Here is a 19,055-nt window from a genome sequence, read left to right on the forward strand (position 1 = left end):
ACTCCACCGTCAGGCCTCCGGTGGCGCCGGCAACCGATGGCGCAGTTCCTCGACCAGCACGCGCTCGTTCTCCGAATAGTCGATCGGAACGACGACGAGATGGACGCCACCGCCGGCAAAGGCCTGTTCAAGCGTCGATTGTATTTCTGAGACGGCGCCGACCCTGGTTCCCTTGGCGCCATAGGCCTCGGCATAGCGGACGAAATCGGGATTGCCGAAGGTCATGCCGAAATCGGGGAACTGGTCGACCGCCTGCTTCCAGCGGATCATGCCGAAAGCATTGTCCTCGATGATCAGCACGACGAGGTTAAGTTTCAGCCTGACGGCGGTTTCCAGCTCCTGGCTGTTCATCATGAAGCCGCCGTCGCCGCAGATCGCCATGACGCGGCGGCCGGGATAGAGCATCGCGGCCGTCATCGCCGACGGCAGGCCGGCGCCCATCGTGGCCAGGGCGTTGTCGAGCAGCAAAGTGTTGGCGACGCGCGTGCGGTAATTGCGCGCAAACCAGATCTTGTACATGCCGTTGTCGAGCGCCAGGATGCCATCGGCCGGCATCACCGCGCGCACATCGTGCACCAAGCGCTGCGGCGTGAAACGGTCTTCGGTGGCGCGGGTGGCAATGCGGCTCAAAATCCCTTCGCGCAATGGCAGCAACGCTTGCGCGTTGGGGATCTTGCCCTCGATCCGGTCGGCAAGCAGCCTGAGCGAAGCGCCGATGTCGCCGACCACTTCGGTCTGCGGGAAATAGACCTGCTCGACATTGGCCGGCTGGTAACCGACATGGATCACCTTCGGTCCCTTGTCGCCCATAATGAAGGGCGGCTTCTCGATCGTGTCGTGGCCGATGGTGATGATGAGGTCGGCCTGTTCTATCGCCTCATGCACATAGTCGCGCTCGGAGAGAGCCGCGGTGCCCATGTAGAGTTCGGTGCCGCCGGGCACGGTGCCCTTGCCCATCTGGGTGGTGAAATAGGGGATGCCGGTTCTGATCACGAACTGGGCGAGGTCGGAGGTCGAGCGCGGCCGCGATGCGGCGGCGCCCAGCATCGCCAGCGGCCGTTGCGCCTTGATGATCATCTCGGCGGCACGGTCGAGCGCCAGCGGGCTGGCCAGCGGAAGCTCGACCGGATGCGGCGGGATCAGCGCGACATCGTCGCACTCCTCGGCCGCGATGTCTTCGGGCAGTTCCAGATGCACCGGCCCCGGACGCTCCTCCTCGGCAATCCGAAACGCTTCGCGCACCACGGCGGGAATGGTCTTCGCCGAGATGATCTGACGTGACAGCTTGGTCAACGGCTTCATCGCGGCGACGATGTCGACGATCTGGAAGCGGGCCTGGCGCGACGAGCGGATGCCCTTCTGCCCGGTGATCATGATCATCGGCATCGCGCCGAGCAGCGCATAGGCGGCACCCGTCGTCAGGTTCAGGGCGCCGGGTCCCAGCGTGGTGATGCACACACCTGGCTTGCCGGTGAGCCTGCCATGGGTGGCGGCCATAAAGGCGGCTGCCTGCTCATGGCGGGTCAAAATCAGCTGGATCGAGGATTTGCGGATGGATTCGACGACGTCCAGGTTTTCTTCGCCGGGAATGCCGAAGATGCGATCGACGCCCTCATTCTCGAGGGCGGCAACAAGCAGGTCAGAACCTTTGGGCACGAAGCATCTCCTGGGCAAAGCGGCGGCGAACCGCGTCGGGATATGATCAGACATAGTGCTGGCAAAGCCCTAGCGCGAGGCGCGGCCGCCGCCAATATCGCTCTGCCTTACAGATCCTTCCGTTTCCTGAATTGGCCGGGCGAGACGCCGGCGTGGCGGCTGAAGGCGGTGGAGAAGGCGGCTTCCGAGCTGTAGCCGACCGCCTCGGCGACTTGGCCCAGGCTCTTGCCCTCGTGCAGCAGCCGGCTGGCCTGCCGCATGCGGCAGCCGAAGAGATAGGCCATGGGCGCTTCGCCGACGAGATCGCGAAAGCGGGCGGCAAAGGTTGCCCTGGAGAGCCCGACCGCGCGTGCCAGGGTCTCGATCGTCCAGTCGTGGTCATAGGCTTCATGCAGGGTCGCGAGCGCTCTGGCGATCGCGGGGTCCTGCAATCCCCTCAGCCAACCTGGATTGTCCATGCTTTCCAGACCGGAGCGCAAGGCGCGCGTGACGATGGCCCCAGACAGGCGAGCCATGACTACGTCGCTGCCGGGACCTTCGTCGGTCGCTTCCACCAGCAAGGCCTCGACATAGCCACGCAGCCATTTGGGCAGACGGCCATTCGATCCCCGGATGTGAACGATGCGCGGCAGGCCGGCAAGTGCCGGATGGTCGGCGTCGCGAAAGGCGAAGGCGCCGCACAGGATGACGGTCTTTTCGCCTTCGCCGCCGCTGCGAATACGCCCGGCTGCGGTTTGGGTCGCCAGTTCGGCGGCGGGGACGTTCGCGCTTTTGAGCGCGCCGGGCGACCGCAGCACATGCGGATCGGCGCGCGGTGCAATGATCAGGTCGCCGGCATCGAGAGGCTCGACATCTTCCTCACCGAACACCGCCTCGCATCGCCCCTTGATGACGACGTGAATGCCGCGAAGCCCAGCCTGGCTGAACGAGATCGCCCAGGGCGCGGCCAGTTCGAGGCGCCGGTACCCGGCGGCTGCGAAGTGCAATTCGCGCATGAGGGTAGCCAGGAGGTCCACGCTTCGCTCCAGAAACAGACGATCGATATATCAATCCAGACGCTGTCGAATAGCGCGCCGGCCTTACTGGACCTAGCTATGCCCGACAGGCCGCTTGTCGGCGATAACGAAACTCAGGAGTTATTCATGCCGCCAATCGAGCTTTTTGTCGCGCAGCTTTGTCCCTATGCGCACCGTGTCAGGCTCGCCCTTGCCGAGAAAGGCCTGCAGGCGACGGAAATCGAAATCGATCTGCGCAACAAGCCGGCGTGGTTCCTGAAACTCACGCCGACGGGAAAGGTGCCGCTGCTGCGCCATCAGGGGCAATATGTCAGGGAGTCGTCGATCATCTGCGAATATCTCGATGATGCATTCCCCGAACGGCCGATTTTCCCCAGGGATGCTCAGGCCCGCGCTGAGGCGCGCATCTGGATCAGCTTCGCCGACACGCAGCTTTACGCCCGGACGGCAACCATGATGCACAGTTCCGACGCTATGGTTCATAAGCGGATCAAGGCCCAGCTTGCCGACGATCTGCGCTTTGTGGAACAGCATGCCTTCGCCCTGCGAGGGGCGGACGAACGGTTTTTGCTGGGCTCGGAATTCAGCGCCGCCGACATCGCCTTCTATCCCTGGTTCGAACAGCTGTGCGTGCTTGAGAAATATCTGGGCTTCGTCATGCCGACCGAATGCGAGCGCCTGCTGCGGTGGCAGGAAACGGTTGCCGCCAGGGAGGCGGTGCGGACCTGCGCCAGGTCGCCCGGCTTCTACCTGGAATCCTATGGCCCGCTTCTCGCGGCCTGAGACGAGCGGGCAAACGGAAAAAAATTCCTCACTATGGTGCTGCAAGGTCAGTCATTTGCTTCTTGCGGCAGGCGCAAGCCTGTAAATATGCGGTATGAAACCCCGCCGCGAGAGGTGAGAGAAACATGCCCAATCCAACCGTCGTCGGGTTTTCCGGCAATTTCACCAGGCCGTCCAAGACGCGTGGTTTTGTCGACCAGGTTGTCAGGGATATTGCGCGCCAGCATGGCCTGTCGGCGAGCACCTATGACATCGAAGACCTCGGCCCGTCGCTCGGCGCTGCCAAATGGGCGCGCGATCTCGACGGCCAGTCCCGGGCAGTCTTCGACAGCGTCGTCAATGCCGATGTGCTGGTGGTGGGGTCACCGACCTACAAGGGCAGCTACACCGGCCTGTTCAAGCACTTCTTCGACCTCTTCGATCCCGCTTCCTTGCGCGGCAAGCCGGTGGTGCTGCTTGCCACCGGCGGCAATGATCGCCACGCGTTGATCGTCGAGCACCAGCTGCGGCCGTTGTTCGGCTTCTTCGAGGCGCTGACGCTGCCGACAGGGGTCTATGCCACGGACAAGGACTTTTCCGACGGCGTGCTGCGGGCCGAACCCATCCTGAAGCGCGTCGATCAGGTTGTCGGCGAGGTCGGGCTGGTGCTGGCCAATCGCTCGGCAGCCGGCGTTGCTGCCGGATAGAGCGAGGCGAGCGGGCCGCCTCCGGCTTTGCTCGGAGTGAATAAAATGGGAGCGATCCGGCTGAAAAACGCCAATGCCGGAAGGTTCCCGGTCATCCTGAGCGGCGATGACAAAGGGGTTTTGGCCAACTGCGAAATCCATCTCAGGCGGATTTCTCGCGACAACTAGTTCCTGTCCGCCGGCTTCGAACGCATCCTTGACACCGTCTCGCGCTCGGCGCGCTTGGAGCGCAGAGGCGGCAGGCCGCGGTCGATCAGGTCCATGTCCTCCAGCACCATGTCGCCCATGCGCTTGAAGGCGATGTCGAGCGCACCGGCGCGGTGGGCGGAGCGCAGGAAGCCGGGGATCGTGCGGACCGGATGGTCCTGCGCTAGCGGTTCTTCTGGGAAGACATCGCTGGCGGCGACGATGTGGCCGCTTTTCACCGCCGCCATCAGGGCAGGGAAGTCGACGACGCCGGCGCGGCTGAGCAGGATGAAGGCGGCGCCCTTGCGCATACTTGCAAAGGCCTCAGCGCCGAGGAAACCCTGGTTCTCCGAGGTCACCGAAGCGACGACGAAGACGAAATCGCTTGATGTCAGCACCTCGTCCAGCGAGGCCGGCTTCACCCCATTGTCGATCAGGATCGACGGCGGCAGCCAAGGGTCGAAGACCTTGGTGCGGGTGCGAAAACCCGACAGCAGTCGGTTGAGCGCACGGCCGAGATCGCCGAAGCCGATGATGCCGACATCGGCGCCGGACAGAAGCCGCGCCGTCAAATTGCCGTCACCGCCCCACAGCTCCTCGCCTTTGCGGAAGGCGAGGTCGGCATCGACGATGTTGCGGGCGAGGTTGAGCGCCATGGCGAGGCCAAGCTCGGCCACCGGCTCGGCGAAGACGAGGCCGGTGGTGACGACATGGATGCCGCGCGCAAACAGCGTCTCATAGGGCATGTTGTTGATGAGGTTGGTCTCGACATTGAAGACGCAACGCAGCGCCTGCATCTGGTCCAAGTTCTCGGGCGAGATCGGCGGCTGGCCGATAATATAGCGGGCTTCGGCCAGCACGTCGGCGGGCAAGTTCGCCACGCCCTCGGCCGTCGTCTCGACGACGCGGTAATGCGCCTTGAGGCGCGCCAGCTGCGGTGGGGTGAAGATCAGGTCGAGCGTGCGTGGTTCCGGCGCGCTGATGACCAGCGGCAGGGCCTTGTTTGGCATAACGATTCCTCCCCGGCGCGATGCGTATCGCGTATTCTTGCTTTGCACTTGTGGTAGTCCCCAAAAACCGCTTGCCGCCTTCCGGCGGCATGTGCTTGAGGGGTAAAATACCCACCATTAAACGATTTACAACTCCGGGAGGGGCCGCCGATCGCGCGGCTCGAGCCTTGCCGGGTTTTGATGCGGGAATCCGTTGGCTCGCCAGGCAACCGGCCCTGGGGGCTCCTTCCCTTCTCCCCCTGTCGGAGAAGGTGCAGTCAAAACGGATAGTGCTGCCCCGGATCCTCGATGGTTAGCCAGCGCAGGTCGGTGAATTCGGCAATCGAGGCCTTGCCGCCGAAGCGGCCGTAGCCTGAACCCTTGACGCCGCCGAACGGCATTTGCGCCTCGTCGCCGACGGTCGGGCCATTGATGTGGCAGATGCCAGATTCGATGCGCGCGGCAACCGCCATGGCACGGCGGATGTCGCGGCTGAACACGGCTGAAGACAGGCCGTATTCGGTATCGTTGGCGACACGTACCGCTTCGTCCTCGCCCTTGACGCGGATCACCGGCTTGACCGGGCCGAAAGATTCTTCCGAATAGACGCGCATTGCCGGCGTCACGTGGTCGAGCAATGTCGCCTCGACCACGGTTCCGGTGCGCTTGCCGCCGGCCACAAGCCTGGCGCCCTTGGCGACGGCGTCGGCAACCAGTTCTTCCATCTTGTCGGCGGCCTGGCTGCTGATCAGCGAACCGAGCACGACATGGCCGCGCGGGTCGCCGGCCGGCAGCTGCGCCGCGCGGGCGGCGAGCTTGGCGACGAATTCGTCGGCGACCTTTTCATCGACGACCAGACGCTCGGTCGACATGCAGATCTGGCCCTGATGCATGTAGGCGCCGAAGGTCGCCGCATTGACCGCCGCATCGATGTCGGCATCGTCGAGCACGACCAGCGGCGCCTTGCCGCCGAGTTCGAGCAGCGCCGGCTTCAAGTGACGGCCGGCGAGTTCGGCAATGATCCTGCCGACCTTGGTCGAGCCGGTGAAGTTGACACGCCTGACTGCACGGTGCGCGACCAGTGCCTCGACGATTGCTGCTGCGTCCTTGGGGTCATTGGTGACGACATTGATGACGCCCTTGGGCAGGCCGGCCTCGACCAGCACCTGGCCGATCAGCCGGTGTGTGCCTGGGCACATTTCCGAAGCTTTCAGCACAACCGTGTTGCCGCAGGCGATCGGCATGGCGATGGCACGGGTTCCGAGGATGACCGGTGCATTCCACGGCGCGATGCCGAGGCAGACGCCGGCCGGCTGGCGGATCGCCATGGCCAGCGTGCCGGGCTTGTCGGAGGGAATGACCTCGCCCGAAATCTGCGTCGTCATGGCGGCTGCCTCGCGCAGCATTTTGGCGGCGAGCATGACGTTGAAGCCGGCCCAGGGGCCGGTCGCGCCGGTTTCTTCCATCATCAATTTGGTGAATTCGCCGACCTTGGAGTCCATGACATCGGCCGCCTTGGACAGCAAAGCGCGGCGCTCGCCCGGACCGGTCTTCGACCACGTCTTGAAAGCGGCAGCAGCGGCTTCGACCGCGGCATTGGCGTCGGCGATGCTGGCTGCGGCAGCGCGGGTCGCCAGCTTGCCGGTGAACGGGTCCATGCGCTCGTAAGAGGCTGAGCCGGAGGCATCCCTTTTATCGCCGTCGATCAGAAGTCCGATGTCCATTGTTCTCTCCCTCGCTCGCCGTGGAGCGTCTTTTCTATATTGACCACGATCTTATCCGAACATCGGCTCCCACTTTTCGGGATGATGGTCTAGAAGCCGAGCACCTCGGCATTGATCGATGCTTCAAGCCCACCGTCAACCGGCACATTGACGCCGTTGACCCAGCGTGCGCCGTCCGAGCACAGGAACAGCACGACAGGCGCGATGTCGCCCGAGGTTCCGGCGCGCCCGACCCTGGCGATGTCGCTGTCCACGCGGGCGTCACCCAGCACATTGCGGAACTGTTTGAGGATCGGCGTCTCGACCGGGCCGGGGCTCACTGCATTGACGCGGATGCCGCGGCTCCTGAACAGGTCCTGATGTGCGGCGCGCTGCGTCCACAACAGCAGCAGCTCCTTGGAAACGGGATAGCCTTCCTCGTTCTTCACCTGATGGTCGGCGATCATCTTCGCCACATCGGGAAAGCCTTCGATGCCGACCATCGATGCCGCGCGGTTGAGATTGGCGCGCCAGCCATAGCCGGCGATCGAGGCGACGTTGACTACGGTGCCGCCTTCACGAAGTCTTGGTGCGAGGCCTTCCGAGAGCGCGCGCAGGCCGTAGAAGTTGACGGCCAGTGTCGACACCGCACCGGTGTTGCCGGGGAGGCCGGCGACATTGCAGAGCGCATCGATGCGCTGCGGCAGGCGCCCGAGGAGATCGTCGACGCCGGCCTTGGATGAGATGTCAGCCTTGACGAAACTGCCGGCCGATGCTGCCGGTTCACGCATATCGACGCCGATCACGTCAGCGCCCAGTTGGCCGGCAAGTTCGGCCGTGCGAGCGCCGATACCAGAGGCGACACCGGTGATGAGGATGGTCTTGCCGAACAGCATGGTCACGCCTTTTCACTATGCGTTGCGGCCTCTTGCGGCGAAGGCGTCGCGTCACTATCGCCGGCGTTTGCCGGCAGCCTGACCCGGTAGCCGACCGGTAGCAGGCGCAGGCCAAAGCGCTCCTCCAGCGTTCCCCACACGCCGCGCGGCAGGAACAGCGAGAACAGCACCGCCGTGGCGCCGAGGCCGATCAGATACCAGACGCCGGTGCCGCCGAACCAGGTCTCGATGAGGAAGAACAGCAGCGCACCCAGAATGGCGCCCTCGAAGGTGCCGATGCCGCCGACCAGCACCATGAAGATCATGTAGGCGGTCCACTGGACGTTGAAGTAGGTTTTCGGCTGGAAGGTGATCGACGTGGCCAACCACAGCGCGCCGGCCATGCCGATGCCGAAGGCAGCGAGCACGAAGAGCAGCCGCTTGGTTCCGGTGACGCGCACGCCGACCGATGCCGCGGCCTCCTCATTGTCCCTGATGGCGCGGATGGCCGCACCCGTGCTGCCGCGCAGCAGGCTAAACAGGGTGGCGAGCAGCGCCGTCATCGCGGCCAGCGCCAGCCAGTAGATCGTCGCCCGCCTGGAACCGGCGTCATAGACGTTGAGCGAGATCAGCGACGTCCCGGTCTCGCCTTGCACCAGCCGGTCGAGATTGACCAGGAGATGGGTGAGCGCCGCGATCACCCACATGCCGATGGCGAACTCGCCGTTCCTGAGCCGCAGCATGAACAGCGACATCGGCCAGGAGATCGCGCCGACAATGATCGCGGAGACGAACAGCGAAGCGAACGGGTTGAGGCCGGCATCGGCCAGGCGGATGGTGAAATAGGCGCCGAGGCCGAAGAACACTTGCTGTCCCACCGAAACCAGCCCGCCGAAGCCGGCCAGCGCGTTCCACATCGCTGCCAGGATCACATAGATGAACAAGGCGGTCACGCGGTCGACGGCGCCGGCCGACAGGAAATGCGGCGCGACGCCAAGCAGCGCGATGATGACGACGACCGCAATCGCCGAGATGCGCGAGGCGGAGGTGCCGCGCTCGATAGCGGGGGCGTTTAAAACCGCGCTCATGATGCTTTCCTCGCGGGCAGGCGCACCAGGCCCCACAGGCCGAGGCCGGAGGTGGAGAGCCGGATGAACAGCACGATCAGGAAGGCGACATGGCCGCCGATCAGAAAACCTTGCGGATGGATCTGCGCGCCGAGCGTCTGGGCGAGCGCCAGAACGATGCCGCCGACCAGCGTGCCCCATAGCGAACCGGCGCCGCCGATCACGGCCGCCTCGAAAGCGAACAGCAATTGAGGTGCGCCGGTATAGGGATCGAAGGTGGCGCGCATGCCGAGGAAGGCACCGGCAAGACCGACCGTGACCATGGCGATGGCGGCCGCGAGGGCGTTGGCGCGGCGCGCATCGACGCCGACGAGACCGGCCGTGTCGGGATCTTCCGACGTGGCGCGGATCGAGCGGCCAAGCCACGTGCGGGTGAGGAACAGCTGCAGTCCGCCAAGCAATATGACGGCGGCGGCGAACATGATCACGGCAAGCTTGCCGACATAGATGCTGCCCGGCCATTCCCAGGAATCGTAGGAGAGGCTGCCGATATAGGGCGCCAGCGAACGTGTGTCGGCGCCGAACTGCTCGAACAGCGCATTGTCGATGACGATGGCGAGGCCGAACGTGGTCAGGATCGGCAGCAGCGCGCCTCCACGGGCGCTGCGCTCGAGCAGGAAGCGTTGCAGCGCCCAGCCGATGGCCGCCATCAGCGGCAGCACGATGAGCAGGCCGACGAAGGGCGAGATATGGAATTGCGAGGCGAGCCACCACAGCGCGTAGGCGGAAAACACGGCCAGGCTGCCATGCGCGAGGTTGATGATGCGCATCACCGAAAACATGAAGGAGAGGCCGCAGGCGATCAGCGCGTAGTAGCCGCCGAGCAGGATGCCCTGGACGATCTGGTTGCTCATGCCGGCACACTCCCGGCGCTTTTTCTGTGCAGGCCGAAATAGGCTTTCGTCACTTCATCGCGGGACATGCCCTTGCTCGGGCCTTCCAGCGCGACGCGTCCTTCGAGCATGCAGATGACCTTGTCCGAGACCGAGAGCGCGCGATTGAGGTCCTGTTCGACCAGGATGATCGTCGTGCCGGAGCTGATCAGCCCTTGCAGCGAAGCGTAGACGCGATCGACCACCAGCGGCGACAGGCCGAGCGAGACCTCGTCGAGCAGCAGCAGCTCCGGATTGCTCATCAACGCGCGGCCGATGGCGGTGGCCTGCTGCTCGCCACCGGAGAGATGCCCGGTCTTGGCGTGGCGGCGCGGCTTCAGATTGGGGAACGTGTCGAGCACCCTTTCCACGCTCCAGTCGCCGGGCCGGCCGGCGGTCTTGCCGAGCAGAAGGTTCTCCTCGACCGTCATCTGCACGAACAGCTTTCGTCCTTCCGGCACCAGCGCCACACCCATGCCGACGCGCTTGTGCGACGGCACGCCGGTGATGTCGGCGCTGTCCAGCAGCACACGGCCGGCAGTCGGCTGATGCGCGCCGGCGATTGCCCTGAGCAGCGTCGTCTTGCCGGCGCCGTTGGCGCCGACCAGCGCCAGCGTTTCGCGGCGCTCGATCGTAAAGCTCACACCGCGCACCGCCTGCAACAGGCCGTGGCGGACGACCAGATTCTCGATTGCGAGCAGGCTCATTTCGGGCCTCCACCGAGATAGGCGCGCACGACTTCGGGATCGGCCATCACGGCTTGCGGCTCGCCATCGGCAATGATCTTTCCGGCATCCATGCAGATCAGCCGCTCGGCCACCTGCAGCAGGATGTGGACGATGTGCTCGATCCAGACGATGCCGATCTTGCGCCGGCGCAATTCCTTGATGGTATCGACGAGTTCGCTCGCCTCGCCATCGGTCAGTCCGCCGCCGATCTCGTCGAGCAGAAGCAGGGTCGGCCTTGCGGCAAGCGCGCGGGCCAGTTCCAGCCGCTTGCGGTCGAGCAGGCCGAGTGTCTCGGCGCGTCGGTTGGCGACGCCCAGCATGCCGCACAGTTTCAGCGACGCCAACGCCGCTTCATAGGCCTCGTCGCGGGCGAGACCCGCCCCATGCGACGCGGCGACGAAGACGTTTTCGAACGTGGTCATGCCGCTGAACGGTTTCGGCACCTGGTGCGTGCGCACCAGGCCGAGACGACAGCGCGCCGTGGCCGGCAGCGCCGTCACGTCGCCGCCCTTGAAGGCGACCGTGCCGGCGCTCGGCGGGAAGGCGCCTGACAAGATGCTGAGCAGCGTCGTCTTGCCGGCGCCGTTCGGGCCGACGATGCCGACGGCCTCAGCGGCATTCATGGCGAAGTCGACATCGTCGAGCACCACCAGCGCGCCGAAGCGTTTCTGGATGCCGGCAGCGCGGAGGATCGCGGCGTTTGCTGAACCGTTCACGATGCGACCCCCGTAGCCGTCCGTCAGCCGTTATACGGCTGGAGCTTGGCCTCGACCGGAACCTTCGGGTCGGTGGCGTTCTCGGTCACGACGTAGTCGAGCGGGAATTTGCCGCCTTCCTTGGCCGCCACCCATTGGGTGCCGATGATCGGGCCGGGAGAGACATTGGCGACCGGGCCGCTGGTGAAGTCGACCTTGCCGATCATGGTCTCGGTGTTGAGCGTGCTCAGCGCCTTGGCGACGGCCGCCTTGTCCTTGGCGTCGGTGCTTGCCTTCAGGGCCTCGAAGCCGGCGTCGAGCAGCGACATCGAGGCGCCGAGCTGCTGCGTCCATTGCTTGCCGCTGGCGGCCTCATAACCGTCGGCCAGTTCGGTCCCCGAAACGCCGGTCAGCGGCGACTTGTAGGGGAAGGCCTTGTGCCAGTAAGCGGCGCTCGAAATCTTGTTGCCGAGATCGCCGAGCGCCTCGATGTCGGACGGGAACAGCCCGGTCTTGGCGACCTGGCAGATCTTGATCTGCTTGATCAGGCCTTGCTGCGCGGCCTGGCGCCAGAAGGCGGCGAAGTCCGGCGGGATCGGGAAGGAGTTGAAGATCTCGACGCCTTCCTGCTTGAACAGAGCGATCTGCGAGGAATAGTCGGTGGTGCCGGTCTCGTAGGCGCCGGGATCGACGATGGTGAAACCCTGCTTTGCCAGCAACGGCGCCAGATGGGTGCGGATGGCATTGCCGTCGGCGTCGTTGGGATACATGACGCCGACCTTCTTGTTGGTCTCGATCAGGTTCCATTGCGAGATGTAGGTCCGGAAGAACTCGTCGACGCCGAAGCCGAAATGATAGGTCCATTTGAACGGCGAGGGTTCGCCGGGCTTGGCGCCGCGGCCGAAATACCAGGCCTCCCACGGCATAACGGTGGAGAGGCAAGGCACGCCGGCGGCTTCGCAGGCGTCGGCGACCGGGTTGATCACCTCCGGCGTCGACACCGCCAGCATCAGGTCGACGGCCTGGTTGTTGATGAGGTCCTTGGCGAGCTGGCCGGCGCGCGACGGGTCGGATTGCGTGTCCTGGTCGATGATCTCGACACTGTATTTCTTGCCGCCGATGTCGAGGCCGTTGGCGAGCGCCTTGCGGGCGAGATCGAGCACATAGCCGTCGGTCTGGCCGAAGCCGGCGAGCGGCCCGGTGCGCGGGCTGACAAAGCCGACCTTCAGCGTGTCGGCGGCCTGCGCGAATGCCTGGCCGCGGCTGAGCGCAAGTGCCGCGCCGCCGGCGAGCGATGTGGCGATGAACTGGCGCCGCGAGACGCCGGATTTGCTTGAGGTCATGCTGGTATTCCTCCCTTTCCTGACGGCACCTGGAGGTCACCGCCGGCCTGCTCAAAATCGATGCCGCCCGTTCTTAAGATCGGAGATCGCCCCGGCAGGCCTTGAGGCGGCAGCGGAACGCCGCCAATGCCGATAACGGCACGATTTCGATCCTCCCATCGTCACAGTGCCCTAGGTGTTTGGTTTGGTAAAATGATATTTTGCGGTGTTTCGTTAACCAACAGGTTATGGAAATACGGCTGAAGGCCCGCTCTGCGCCAGATTGGCGAAAGGTGCTCAGGCGTTCTGGCTGGCCGCCTCGCGAATGGTCTGCAGCAGGATGGTGAAGGCCGGCGAAGGCGCAGTGTCGGTCCGCATCGTCAGGCCGACCGGCCCTTTGGTTTCCTCGGTGTTGACGGGCAAGGCGACGAAGGCGCCGCTGGAGAGTTCGTTGGCGACGACGCCTGTCGATATGATCCAGACCGCATTGCTTTGGCGCAGGAAGGCACGGCCGAAGGAATCCGAGACGGTCTCGATCTCGGTCGCAGGCGCCGTCATGCCGTTGGTGATGAACAGGCGGTCGACGAAGGGGCGGATGACCGACTCCCGCGTCGGCATCAGCACCGGGAATTCATCGAGCCGGGCGAAGATGTCCTGGCCCGGCTGCAGCAGCGGATGGCCGGCCCTCACCACGAACAGCACCGGTTCGGAATAGAGATGCTCGAAGAAGAAGCCGGTCATGTTTTCCGGCGCCGCAAGCCGGCCGACGACGAGATCGAGCGCACCGACGCGCAACTGTTCCAGCAGGACCGCGTTCTCGCCGGTGACGATCTTGATCGCAGCACCGGTATTTTCACTCAGGAACAGGCTTATGGCGCGTGGCATCACCTTGGCCGACACTGTCGGGAGCGCGCCGATGCGGATCGGATGCCGGTTGATGGCGCCGTCCTGGCGGACGGAATCGACGCCGCGCTTCAGTGCCGTGATCGCCGTGCCGGCATGGCCGAGAAAGATTTCGCCAAGCCGTGTCACCCTGATGCCGCGGCCGTCGCGTTCGACGACAGCGATGCCAAGCGCCTCCTCCAATTCGCGCAACGTCTTGGTCACGGCCGGTGGGCTGACATGGAGAAAGTCGGCCGCCCTCGCCACGCTGCCTTGCCGCGCTACCTCAAGGAATGCCTGCAGGTGACGGAACCTTATGCGGCTTTCGGACATGTTCTCATAACCTAGCAGTTAATGAAACGGCGTAAAATATCATTTTACCAAACCAAATGCCTTGTGCAATGTGAACACGGAGGATCGAAATCGTGCCATTCGTCAACATTGGCGGCATCACGCTGCACCATCGCCATATCAAGGCGAAGGGAAATGCGCGGCCGATCGTGTTCATCAATTCGCTGGGCACCGACTTCCGCGTCTGGGACGAGGTGTTGTCCGAACTGGGTGGCGAAATGCCTGTGTTGGTCTACGACAAGCGCGGCCATGGCCTGTCCGACATTGGTGGCGTCAGCTCGATCGACGAGCATGTCGATGATCTGTCGGGCCTGATCGATCATTTCGAACTGAACAATGCGGTGCTGTGCGGCCTGTCGGTGGGCGGCCTGATTGCGCAGGGGTTTTATGCCCGGCGCCCCGAAATCGTCGACGGCCTCATCCTGTGCGACACCGCCCACAAGATCGGCACGGCCGACAGCTGGAACACCCGCATCGAAACGGTCGAAAGCAAAGGTATCCAGGCCATCGCCGATGCCGTGCTCAAAATGTGGTTTACGCCTGCCTTCCACGCGGACCGTGTCGCCGAGCTCGACGGCTACTGGAACATGATGACCCGGCAAGCCGTCGCCGGCTATGTCGGCACCTGCGCCGCGGTGCGCGATGCCGATTTCACCGAGGCCGCGCAGGGGATCGCGGTACCCACGCTTTGCGTCGTTGGCGACCAGGACGGCTCGACGCCGCCGGATCTCGTCCGCTGGCTGGCCGATCTGATCCCAGGCGCACATTTCGAAATCATTCGTGACGCCGCGCACATCCCTTGCGTCGAACAGCCCAAGGCGCTGACCACCCTGATCCGCGATTTCGTCGCGGCGCTTCCCCTGAGAAAGCAGACCCATGGATGAACTGCCCAAAAACGAAACCAGATATCAGACCGGGCTGACCGTCAGGCGCTCGGTGCTCGGCGACCCGCATGTTGATCGCAGCGAGGATGCCGTCACCGATTTCGACCGGCCGTTCCAGGAGCTGATCACCGAGGCAGCCTGGGGCACTGTGTGGGCGCGTCCGGGCTTCAGCAGGCGCGAACGCTCGATCGTGACGCTGGCACTGCTGGCCGCCCTTGGCCATGATGAAGAGGTCGCCATGCATGTGCGCGCCACCGCCAACACCGGTGCGTCGCGCGACGATATCTGCGAAGCGTTCCTGCATGTCGCGATCTATGCCGGCGTGCCGGCCGCCAACCGCGCCTTCAGGATCGCCAAGGAGGTGTTTTCGGAAATGGACGGAAGCAGGGCTGGCCATGCCAGCTGATGCCGGCTCGAACCGCAGGCCCGAGAGCGGAGCCTTCTTCCAGCGCGACCGTGGCTGGCATCCGCCGGCGCTGACGCCCGACTACAAGACGTCGGTGTTGCGCTCGCCGCAAAAGGCGCTGCTGGCCTTCGACAACACGGCGTCCGAAATCACCGGTCCGGTGTTCGGCCACGCCATGCTCGGCGAACTCGACAATGACCTGATCCACAACTTCGCCAAGCCCGGCGAGAGCGCAATCGGCGAGCGTATCATCGTCTATGGCCGCGTGCTCGACGAGCGCGGCCAGGGCGTCTCCGGCGCGCTGCTCGAATTCTGGCAGGCCAATTCAGGCGGCCGTTACCGCCACAAGAAGGACGGCTATCTCGCGCCGCTCGATCCGAATTTCGGCGGCTGCGGCCGCACCATCACCGATGCCGATGGCGGCTATGCCTTTCGCACGGTGAAGCCCGGTCCCTATCCCTGGCCGAACGGGCCCAATGACTGGCGGCCATCGCACATCCATTTCTCGGTGTTCGGCCACGGCTTCGCACAGCGGCTGATCACGCAGATGTATTTCGAGGGCGACCCGCTGATCTGGCGGTGCCCGATCGTGCGCGGTATCCGTGACAAGGCGGCCGTTGAGACGCTGGTCGCGGCGCTCGACATGCAGGCGACGATCCCGTTCGACGCGCGCGCCTACAAGTTCGACATCGTGCTGCGCGGGCGCCGCGCCGCGCTGTTCGAAAACCGGCCGGAGGGCAATTGATGGCGCAATCGCTGACCCGGCTGAAGGAGAGCCCGTCGCAGACCGCCGGGCCCTACGTGCATATCGGGCTGACGCCGAATTTCGGTGGTATCGGCGGCGTCTATCCGACAGACCTCGGCGCGACGATGCTCAACGACAAGACCAAGGGCGAGCGCATCGGTTTGCGCATCCGCGTGCTCGACGGCACCGGCACGCCGCTCAGGGATGCCTTGATCGAAATCTGGCAAGCGGATGCCAATGGCTTCTACAATTCGCCGGCCGAATTGCGCGGCGATGCCGATCCGGATTTTCAGGGCTGGGGCCGTCAGCCGACCGACATGGAAACCGGCCTGTGCAGTTTTCAGACGATCAAGCCGGGACGCGTGCCGTATGGCGACGGCCGGCTGATGGCGCCGCATATCAGCCTGTGGATCGTCGCCCGCGGCATCAATATCGGCCTCCACACGCGGCTCTATTTCTCCGACGAGGCCAAGGCCAATGCCGAGGATCCGATCCTGGCCCGCATCGAGCACAAGGTGCGCGTGCCGACGCTGATCGCCGAGCGGCAAGGCGACAACTATATTTTCGACGTCCATCTCCAAGGGGAGAAGGAAACGGTCTTCTTCGACAGCTGACGGTCAGGAAACCAATGACATGACCGTATCGCCCTTCGACCATCCGCTGCTCTCCGGCCTGCTCGGCGACGAGGAGGCGGCTCGGCATTTTTCGGTGGATGCGGAAATCGCCGCCATGCTCGATTTCGAGCGCGCGCTGGCGCAAGCGGAAGCCGAAAGCGGGACTATCGGCACGGATGCCGCCGCGGCGATTGTACCTGTCCTGTTGTCATACAAGCCGGACACCGCGCGGCTGCGGGCCGGTGTGGCGAAGGATGGCGTGATCGTGCCCGAACTGGTGCGCCAGTTGAAGGCAGCGGTCGGGGCGCCGCACGACGCCGGCGTGCATTTCGGCGCAACCAGCCAGGACGTCATCGACACTGGCCTGGTGCTTCGGCTGCGCCGGCTCATTGAACATCTCGACCTGCTGCTGACTGAAAACATTCTGCGGCTGGTGGGGCTGGAAGAACGTTTTGGCAGCCGTGCATTGACAGCGATGACGCGCATGCAGCCGGCGATCCCAATTCAGGCGTCGGACCGCGTGGCGGTGTGGCGCACGCCGCTGCAACGGCATCAGCAGAGACTGTCGGAGCAATCCAAGCGTCTGCTCGTGGTGCAGTTTGGCGGCGCCGCCGGCACGCTGGAGAAGCTGGGCGACAAAGGACCTGCCGTGCGCGCGGCCCTTGCCGCAAAGCTCGGCCTTGGCGACGCGCCGCAATGGCACAGCCAGCGGGATGCGCTGGCCGAATTCGCCGGGCTGCTATCGCTCATCACCGGCAGCCTCGGCAAGTTCGGCCAGGACATTGCGCTGATGGCTCAAGATAGAACCGACATCAAGCTGTCCGGCGGCGGCGGCTCGTCGGCCATGCCGCACAAGCAGAACCCGGTGAAGGCGGAAGTGCTGGTGACGCTGGCGCGCTTCAACGCCACCCAGCTTTCCGGCATGCATCAGGCGCTGGTGCATGAGCAGGAGCGCTCCGGTGCTGCCTGGACGCTGGAATGGCTGCTCTTGCCGCAGATGGCGGTTGCGACCGCGGCTGCGCTACGGCTCGCCGCCGAACTCGCCGGACAGATCGAAAGCCTGGGACACTGATGCGCACCCGGATTGTCATTGTCGGCTCCGGACCGTCCGGGCTGCTGCTTGGCCAGCTTCTCGGCACCATTGGCGTCGAGACGGTGATCCTCGAACGTTCGAGCCGGGAGCATGTGCTTGGCCGGGTGCGGGCAGGGGTGCTCGAACAAGGCACCGTCGAGTTGCTCGAAGAGGCGGGCGCAGCTGCAAGGCTGCATGCCGAGGGCCTGCTGCATGCCGGCATCTCGCTTGCCTTCGGCGGCGGCCTGCACCGGCTTGGCCTCACGGCACTGACTGGGGGAAAGCATGTCACCGTCTATGGCCAGACCGAAGTGACGCACGATCTGATGGACAAGCGCGAGGCGGCCGGGCTGACCACCGTCTATGAGGCGGCCAACGTCGCGCTGCATGGTTTCGATGGCGAAGCGCCTTACGTCACCTATAGCAAGGACGGCGTCGGCCATCGCATCGACTGCGACTTCATCGCCGGCTGCGATGGCTATCACGGCGTCAGCCGCAAATCGGTGCCTGAGCGGGCGCTGAAAACCTTCGAGCGGACCTATCCCTTCGGCTGGCTCGGCGTGCTGGCCGAAGTGCCGCCGGCCGATCACGAACTGGTCTACGCCAACCATGAGCGGGGCTTTGCGCTGTGCTCGATGCGCTCGACACATCGCAGCCGCTACTATGTGCAGGTTCCGGTTGATGAGAGCGTCGAGGCCTGGAGCGACGACCGCTTCTGGGATGAGTTGCGCCGTCGCCTGCCCGAGCAGACTGCCGCCGCCGTTGTTACCGGGCCGTCCTTCGAAAAGTCGATCGCGCCGCTGCGCTCCTTCGTTGCCGAGCCGATGCGCTTCGGCCGGCTGTTCCTGGTCGGCGACGCCGCCCATATCGTGCCCCCGACCGGCGCCAAAGGGCTCAACCTCGCTGCCAGCGACGTGCGCTATCTCTTTGCCGGACTTCGCGAATTCTATCTGGACAAATCGCAGGCCGGGCTTGACGCCTATTCAGCCAAAGCGCTGGCTCGGGTGTGGAAGGCGGTGCGCTTCTCCTGGTGGATGACGACGATGCTGCACCGCTTTCCCGATACGGGCGAGTTCGGCCAGCGCATCCAGGAAGCCGAGCTCGACTATCTCGTGCATTCGCAGGCGGCGTCGACCGCGCTGGCGGAGAACTATGTCGGTTTGCCCTATTAAGGGCAGTGCGATCTCAAACCCGTTCGAGCGCCACTGCGATGCCCTGGCCGACGCCGATGCACATGGTGGCGAGCGCATAGCGGGCGCCGCGCTCGCGAAGCTCCAGCGCAGCCGTGCCTGCAATGCGCGCGCCCGACATGCCCAAGGGATGACCAAGCGCGATGGCGCCGCCATTGGGGTTGACGTGCTACCCCTACGCGGCGATGGCGAGTTGGGGGGGCACCGCGATGGCGTTGGTGGGGGAGGGGTGGTTTTGTTTGATGTGATCGGATTTGTGGGGTGTGAGGGCGG

At 64.6% G+C, this 19,055-nt stretch carries 19 protein-coding genes and 1 pseudogene; 8 read left to right on the forward strand and 12 right to left on the reverse strand.

The genetic code is table 11. The features are described from left to right. Positions 1-9 precede the first annotated feature (9 nt). Both NKJ75_RS25305 and NKJ75_RS25310 read right to left on the reverse strand, forming a co-directional pair. Entirely contained in the window at positions 10-1,656 is a 1,647-nt protein-coding gene (locus tag NKJ75_RS25305; protein WP_023696249.1) for an acetolactate synthase large subunit, read from the reverse strand. 107 nt (positions 1,657-1,763) lie between these two features. Then, the gene (locus NKJ75_RS25310) at positions 1,764-2,672 is read right to left on the reverse strand and encodes an AraC family transcriptional regulator (RefSeq protein ID WP_197031340.1); all 909 of its coding nucleotides are present in this window, start codon (positions 2,670-2,672) and stop codon (positions 1,764-1,766) included. Positions 2,673-2,798: 126 nt separating this feature from the next. Between NKJ75_RS25310 and NKJ75_RS25315 the strand changes: the two genes are divergently transcribed. Then, positions 2,799-3,455: a glutathione S-transferase family protein gene (locus NKJ75_RS25315; protein ID WP_023752109.1), complete on the forward strand. Its 657-nt coding sequence runs from the start codon at positions 2,799-2,801 to the stop codon at positions 3,453-3,455. Positions 3,456-3,580: 125 nt separating this feature from the next. Then, positions 3,581-4,141 (forward strand): FMN reductase, encoded by a 561-nt coding sequence (msuE, locus tag NKJ75_RS25320; RefSeq protein WP_023739493.1) that lies wholly within the window; start codon positions 3,581-3,583, stop codon positions 4,139-4,141. 164 nt (positions 4,142-4,305) lie between these two features. On the opposite strand, the gene NKJ75_RS25325 is transcribed toward msuE, so the two are convergent. From NKJ75_RS25325 to pcaQ, 9 genes are all read right to left on the reverse strand, one after another. Further along, complete coding sequence (locus NKJ75_RS25325; protein ID WP_352500332.1) at positions 4,306-5,337, reverse strand: hydroxyacid dehydrogenase; 1,032 nt, start codon at positions 5,335-5,337, stop codon at positions 4,306-4,308. A 257-nt stretch (positions 5,338-5,594) separates the two neighbouring features. Beyond that, the gene (locus NKJ75_RS25330) at positions 5,595-7,040 is read right to left on the reverse strand and encodes an aldehyde dehydrogenase (protein ID WP_352500333.1); all 1,446 of its coding nucleotides are present in this window, start codon (positions 7,038-7,040) and stop codon (positions 5,595-5,597) included. 89 nt (positions 7,041-7,129) lie between these two features. Beyond that, a complete protein-coding gene (locus NKJ75_RS25335; protein ID WP_027050689.1) occupies positions 7,130-7,915 on the reverse strand; it encodes a coniferyl-alcohol dehydrogenase in 786 nt (261 codons plus the stop codon). Positions 7,916-7,917: 2 nt separating this feature from the next. Continuing rightward, positions 7,918-8,982, reverse strand: coding sequence for a branched-chain amino acid ABC transporter permease (locus tag NKJ75_RS25340; protein WP_023741770.1), 1,065 nt, complete (start codon positions 8,980-8,982; stop codon positions 7,918-7,920). Continuing rightward, positions 8,979-9,875, reverse strand: coding sequence for a branched-chain amino acid ABC transporter permease (locus NKJ75_RS25345; RefSeq protein ID WP_023741769.1), 897 nt, complete (start codon positions 9,873-9,875; stop codon positions 8,979-8,981). Before NKJ75_RS25345 ends, NKJ75_RS25340 begins: the two co-directional genes overlap by 4 nt. Further along, positions 9,872-10,600 carry an ABC transporter ATP-binding protein gene (locus NKJ75_RS25350; RefSeq protein ID WP_023696244.1) on the reverse strand — a complete coding sequence of 243 codons (729 nt, stop codon included), beginning with the start codon at positions 10,598-10,600 and terminating at the stop codon, positions 9,872-9,874. Before NKJ75_RS25350 ends, NKJ75_RS25345 begins: the two co-directional genes overlap by 4 nt. Continuing rightward, on the reverse strand, positions 10,597-11,271 hold the full coding sequence (locus tag NKJ75_RS25355; RefSeq protein WP_444848975.1) for an ABC transporter ATP-binding protein: 675 nt from the start codon (positions 11,269-11,271) through the stop codon (positions 10,597-10,599). The genes NKJ75_RS25350 and NKJ75_RS25355 overlap by 4 nt, the downstream gene beginning before the upstream one ends. Positions 11,272-11,360: 89 nt before the next feature. Beyond that, the gene (locus tag NKJ75_RS25360; protein ID WP_023739488.1) at positions 11,361-12,659 is read right to left on the reverse strand and encodes an ABC transporter substrate-binding protein; all 1,299 of its coding nucleotides are present in this window, start codon (positions 12,657-12,659) and stop codon (positions 11,361-11,363) included. A 276-nt stretch (positions 12,660-12,935) separates the two neighbouring features. Then, on the reverse strand, positions 12,936-13,853 hold the full coding sequence (gene pcaQ / locus NKJ75_RS25365) for a pca operon transcription factor PcaQ (RefSeq protein WP_023685275.1): 918 nt from the start codon (positions 13,851-13,853) through the stop codon (positions 12,936-12,938). Between the two features lie 92 nt (positions 13,854-13,945). Between pcaQ and pcaD the strand changes: the two genes are divergently transcribed. The 6 genes from pcaD to pobA are packed head-to-tail and all read left to right on the forward strand — an operon-like array spanning position 13,946 to position 18,764. Continuing rightward, positions 13,946-14,755: a 3-oxoadipate enol-lactonase gene (pcaD, locus tag NKJ75_RS25370; RefSeq protein ID WP_023687922.1), complete on the forward strand. Its 810-nt coding sequence runs from the start codon at positions 13,946-13,948 to the stop codon at positions 14,753-14,755. Continuing rightward, on the forward strand, positions 14,748-15,161 hold the full coding sequence (pcaC, locus tag NKJ75_RS25375; RefSeq protein ID WP_023685273.1) for a 4-carboxymuconolactone decarboxylase: 414 nt from the start codon (positions 14,748-14,750) through the stop codon (positions 15,159-15,161). The genes pcaD and pcaC overlap by 8 nt, the downstream gene beginning before the upstream one ends. Then, a complete protein-coding gene (gene pcaH, locus NKJ75_RS25380; protein WP_023685272.1) occupies positions 15,151-15,906 on the forward strand; it encodes a protocatechuate 3,4-dioxygenase subunit beta in 756 nt (251 codons plus the stop codon). The genes pcaC and pcaH overlap by 11 nt, the downstream gene beginning before the upstream one ends. Continuing rightward, the gene (gene pcaG, locus NKJ75_RS25385) at positions 15,906-16,520 is read left to right on the forward strand and encodes a protocatechuate 3,4-dioxygenase subunit alpha (RefSeq protein ID WP_023685271.1); all 615 of its coding nucleotides are present in this window, start codon (positions 15,906-15,908) and stop codon (positions 16,518-16,520) included. Before pcaH ends, pcaG begins: the two co-directional genes overlap by 1 nt. Before the next feature lie 19 nt (positions 16,521-16,539). Further along, positions 16,540-17,592: a 3-carboxy-cis,cis-muconate cycloisomerase gene (locus NKJ75_RS25390; RefSeq protein ID WP_023685270.1), complete on the forward strand. Its 1,053-nt coding sequence runs from the start codon at positions 16,540-16,542 to the stop codon at positions 17,590-17,592. Further along, positions 17,592-18,764 (forward strand): 4-hydroxybenzoate 3-monooxygenase, encoded by a 1,173-nt coding sequence (gene pobA, locus NKJ75_RS25395; protein ID WP_023833949.1) that lies wholly within the window; start codon positions 17,592-17,594, stop codon positions 18,762-18,764. Before NKJ75_RS25390 ends, pobA begins: the two co-directional genes overlap by 1 nt. Before the next feature lie 13 nt (positions 18,765-18,777). Here the strand turns inward: pobA and NKJ75_RS25400 are convergent. Continuing rightward, a pseudogene (locus NKJ75_RS25400) lies at positions 18,778-18,951 on the reverse strand (3-oxoadipyl-CoA thiolase); the annotation flags it as partial. Between the last annotated feature and the right edge of the window lie 104 nt (positions 18,952-19,055).

Origin of the sequence: Mesorhizobium sp. M0058 (assembly GCF_040323095.1) — a bacterium.
Classification (GTDB): Bacteria; Pseudomonadota; Alphaproteobacteria; order Rhizobiales; family Rhizobiaceae; genus Mesorhizobium.

Bases quoted from the DNA above. Each gene is read 5' to 3' on its own strand.
- NKJ75_RS25335 (WP_027050689.1), bottom strand. From the start codon at position 7,915: ATGCTGTTCGGCAAGACCATCCTCATCACCGGTGTCGCCTCTGGTATC.
- NKJ75_RS25325 (WP_352500332.1), bottom strand. From the start codon at position 5,337: ATGCCAAACAAGGCCCTGCCGCTGGTCATCAGCGCGCCGGAACCACGC.
- pcaC (WP_023685273.1), top strand. From the start codon at position 14,748: ATGGATGAACTGCCCAAAAACGAAACCAGATATCAGACCGGGCTGACC.
- pcaH (WP_023685272.1), top strand. From the start codon at position 15,151: ATGCCAGCTGATGCCGGCTCGAACCGCAGGCCCGAGAGCGGAGCCTTC.
- pcaQ (WP_023685275.1), bottom strand. From the start codon at position 13,853: ATGTCCGAAAGCCGCATAAGGTTCCGTCACCTGCAGGCATTCCTTGAG.
- pcaG (WP_023685271.1), top strand. From the start codon at position 15,906: ATGGCGCAATCGCTGACCCGGCTGAAGGAGAGCCCGTCGCAGACCGCC.
- NKJ75_RS25315 (WP_023752109.1), top strand. From the start codon at position 2,799: ATGCCGCCAATCGAGCTTTTTGTCGCGCAGCTTTGTCCCTATGCGCAC.
- NKJ75_RS25345 (WP_023741769.1), bottom strand. From the start codon at position 9,875: ATGAGCAACCAGATCGTCCAGGGCATCCTGCTCGGCGGCTACTACGCG.
- pobA (WP_023833949.1), top strand. From the start codon at position 17,592: ATGCGCACCCGGATTGTCATTGTCGGCTCCGGACCGTCCGGGCTGCTG.
- msuE (WP_023739493.1), top strand. From the start codon at position 3,581: ATGCCCAATCCAACCGTCGTCGGGTTTTCCGGCAATTTCACCAGGCCG.
- NKJ75_RS25350 (WP_023696244.1), bottom strand. From the start codon at position 10,600: ATGAGCCTGCTCGCAATCGAGAATCTGGTCGTCCGCCACGGCCTGTTG.
- NKJ75_RS25360 (WP_023739488.1), bottom strand. From the start codon at position 12,659: ATGACCTCAAGCAAATCCGGCGTCTCGCGGCGCCAGTTCATCGCCACA.
- NKJ75_RS25330 (WP_352500333.1), bottom strand. From the start codon at position 7,040: ATGGACATCGGACTTCTGATCGACGGCGATAAAAGGGATGCCTCCGGC.
- NKJ75_RS25390 (WP_023685270.1), top strand. From the start codon at position 16,540: ATGACCGTATCGCCCTTCGACCATCCGCTGCTCTCCGGCCTGCTCGGC.
- NKJ75_RS25340 (WP_023741770.1), bottom strand. From the start codon at position 8,982: ATGAGCGCGGTTTTAAACGCCCCCGCTATCGAGCGCGGCACCTCCGCC.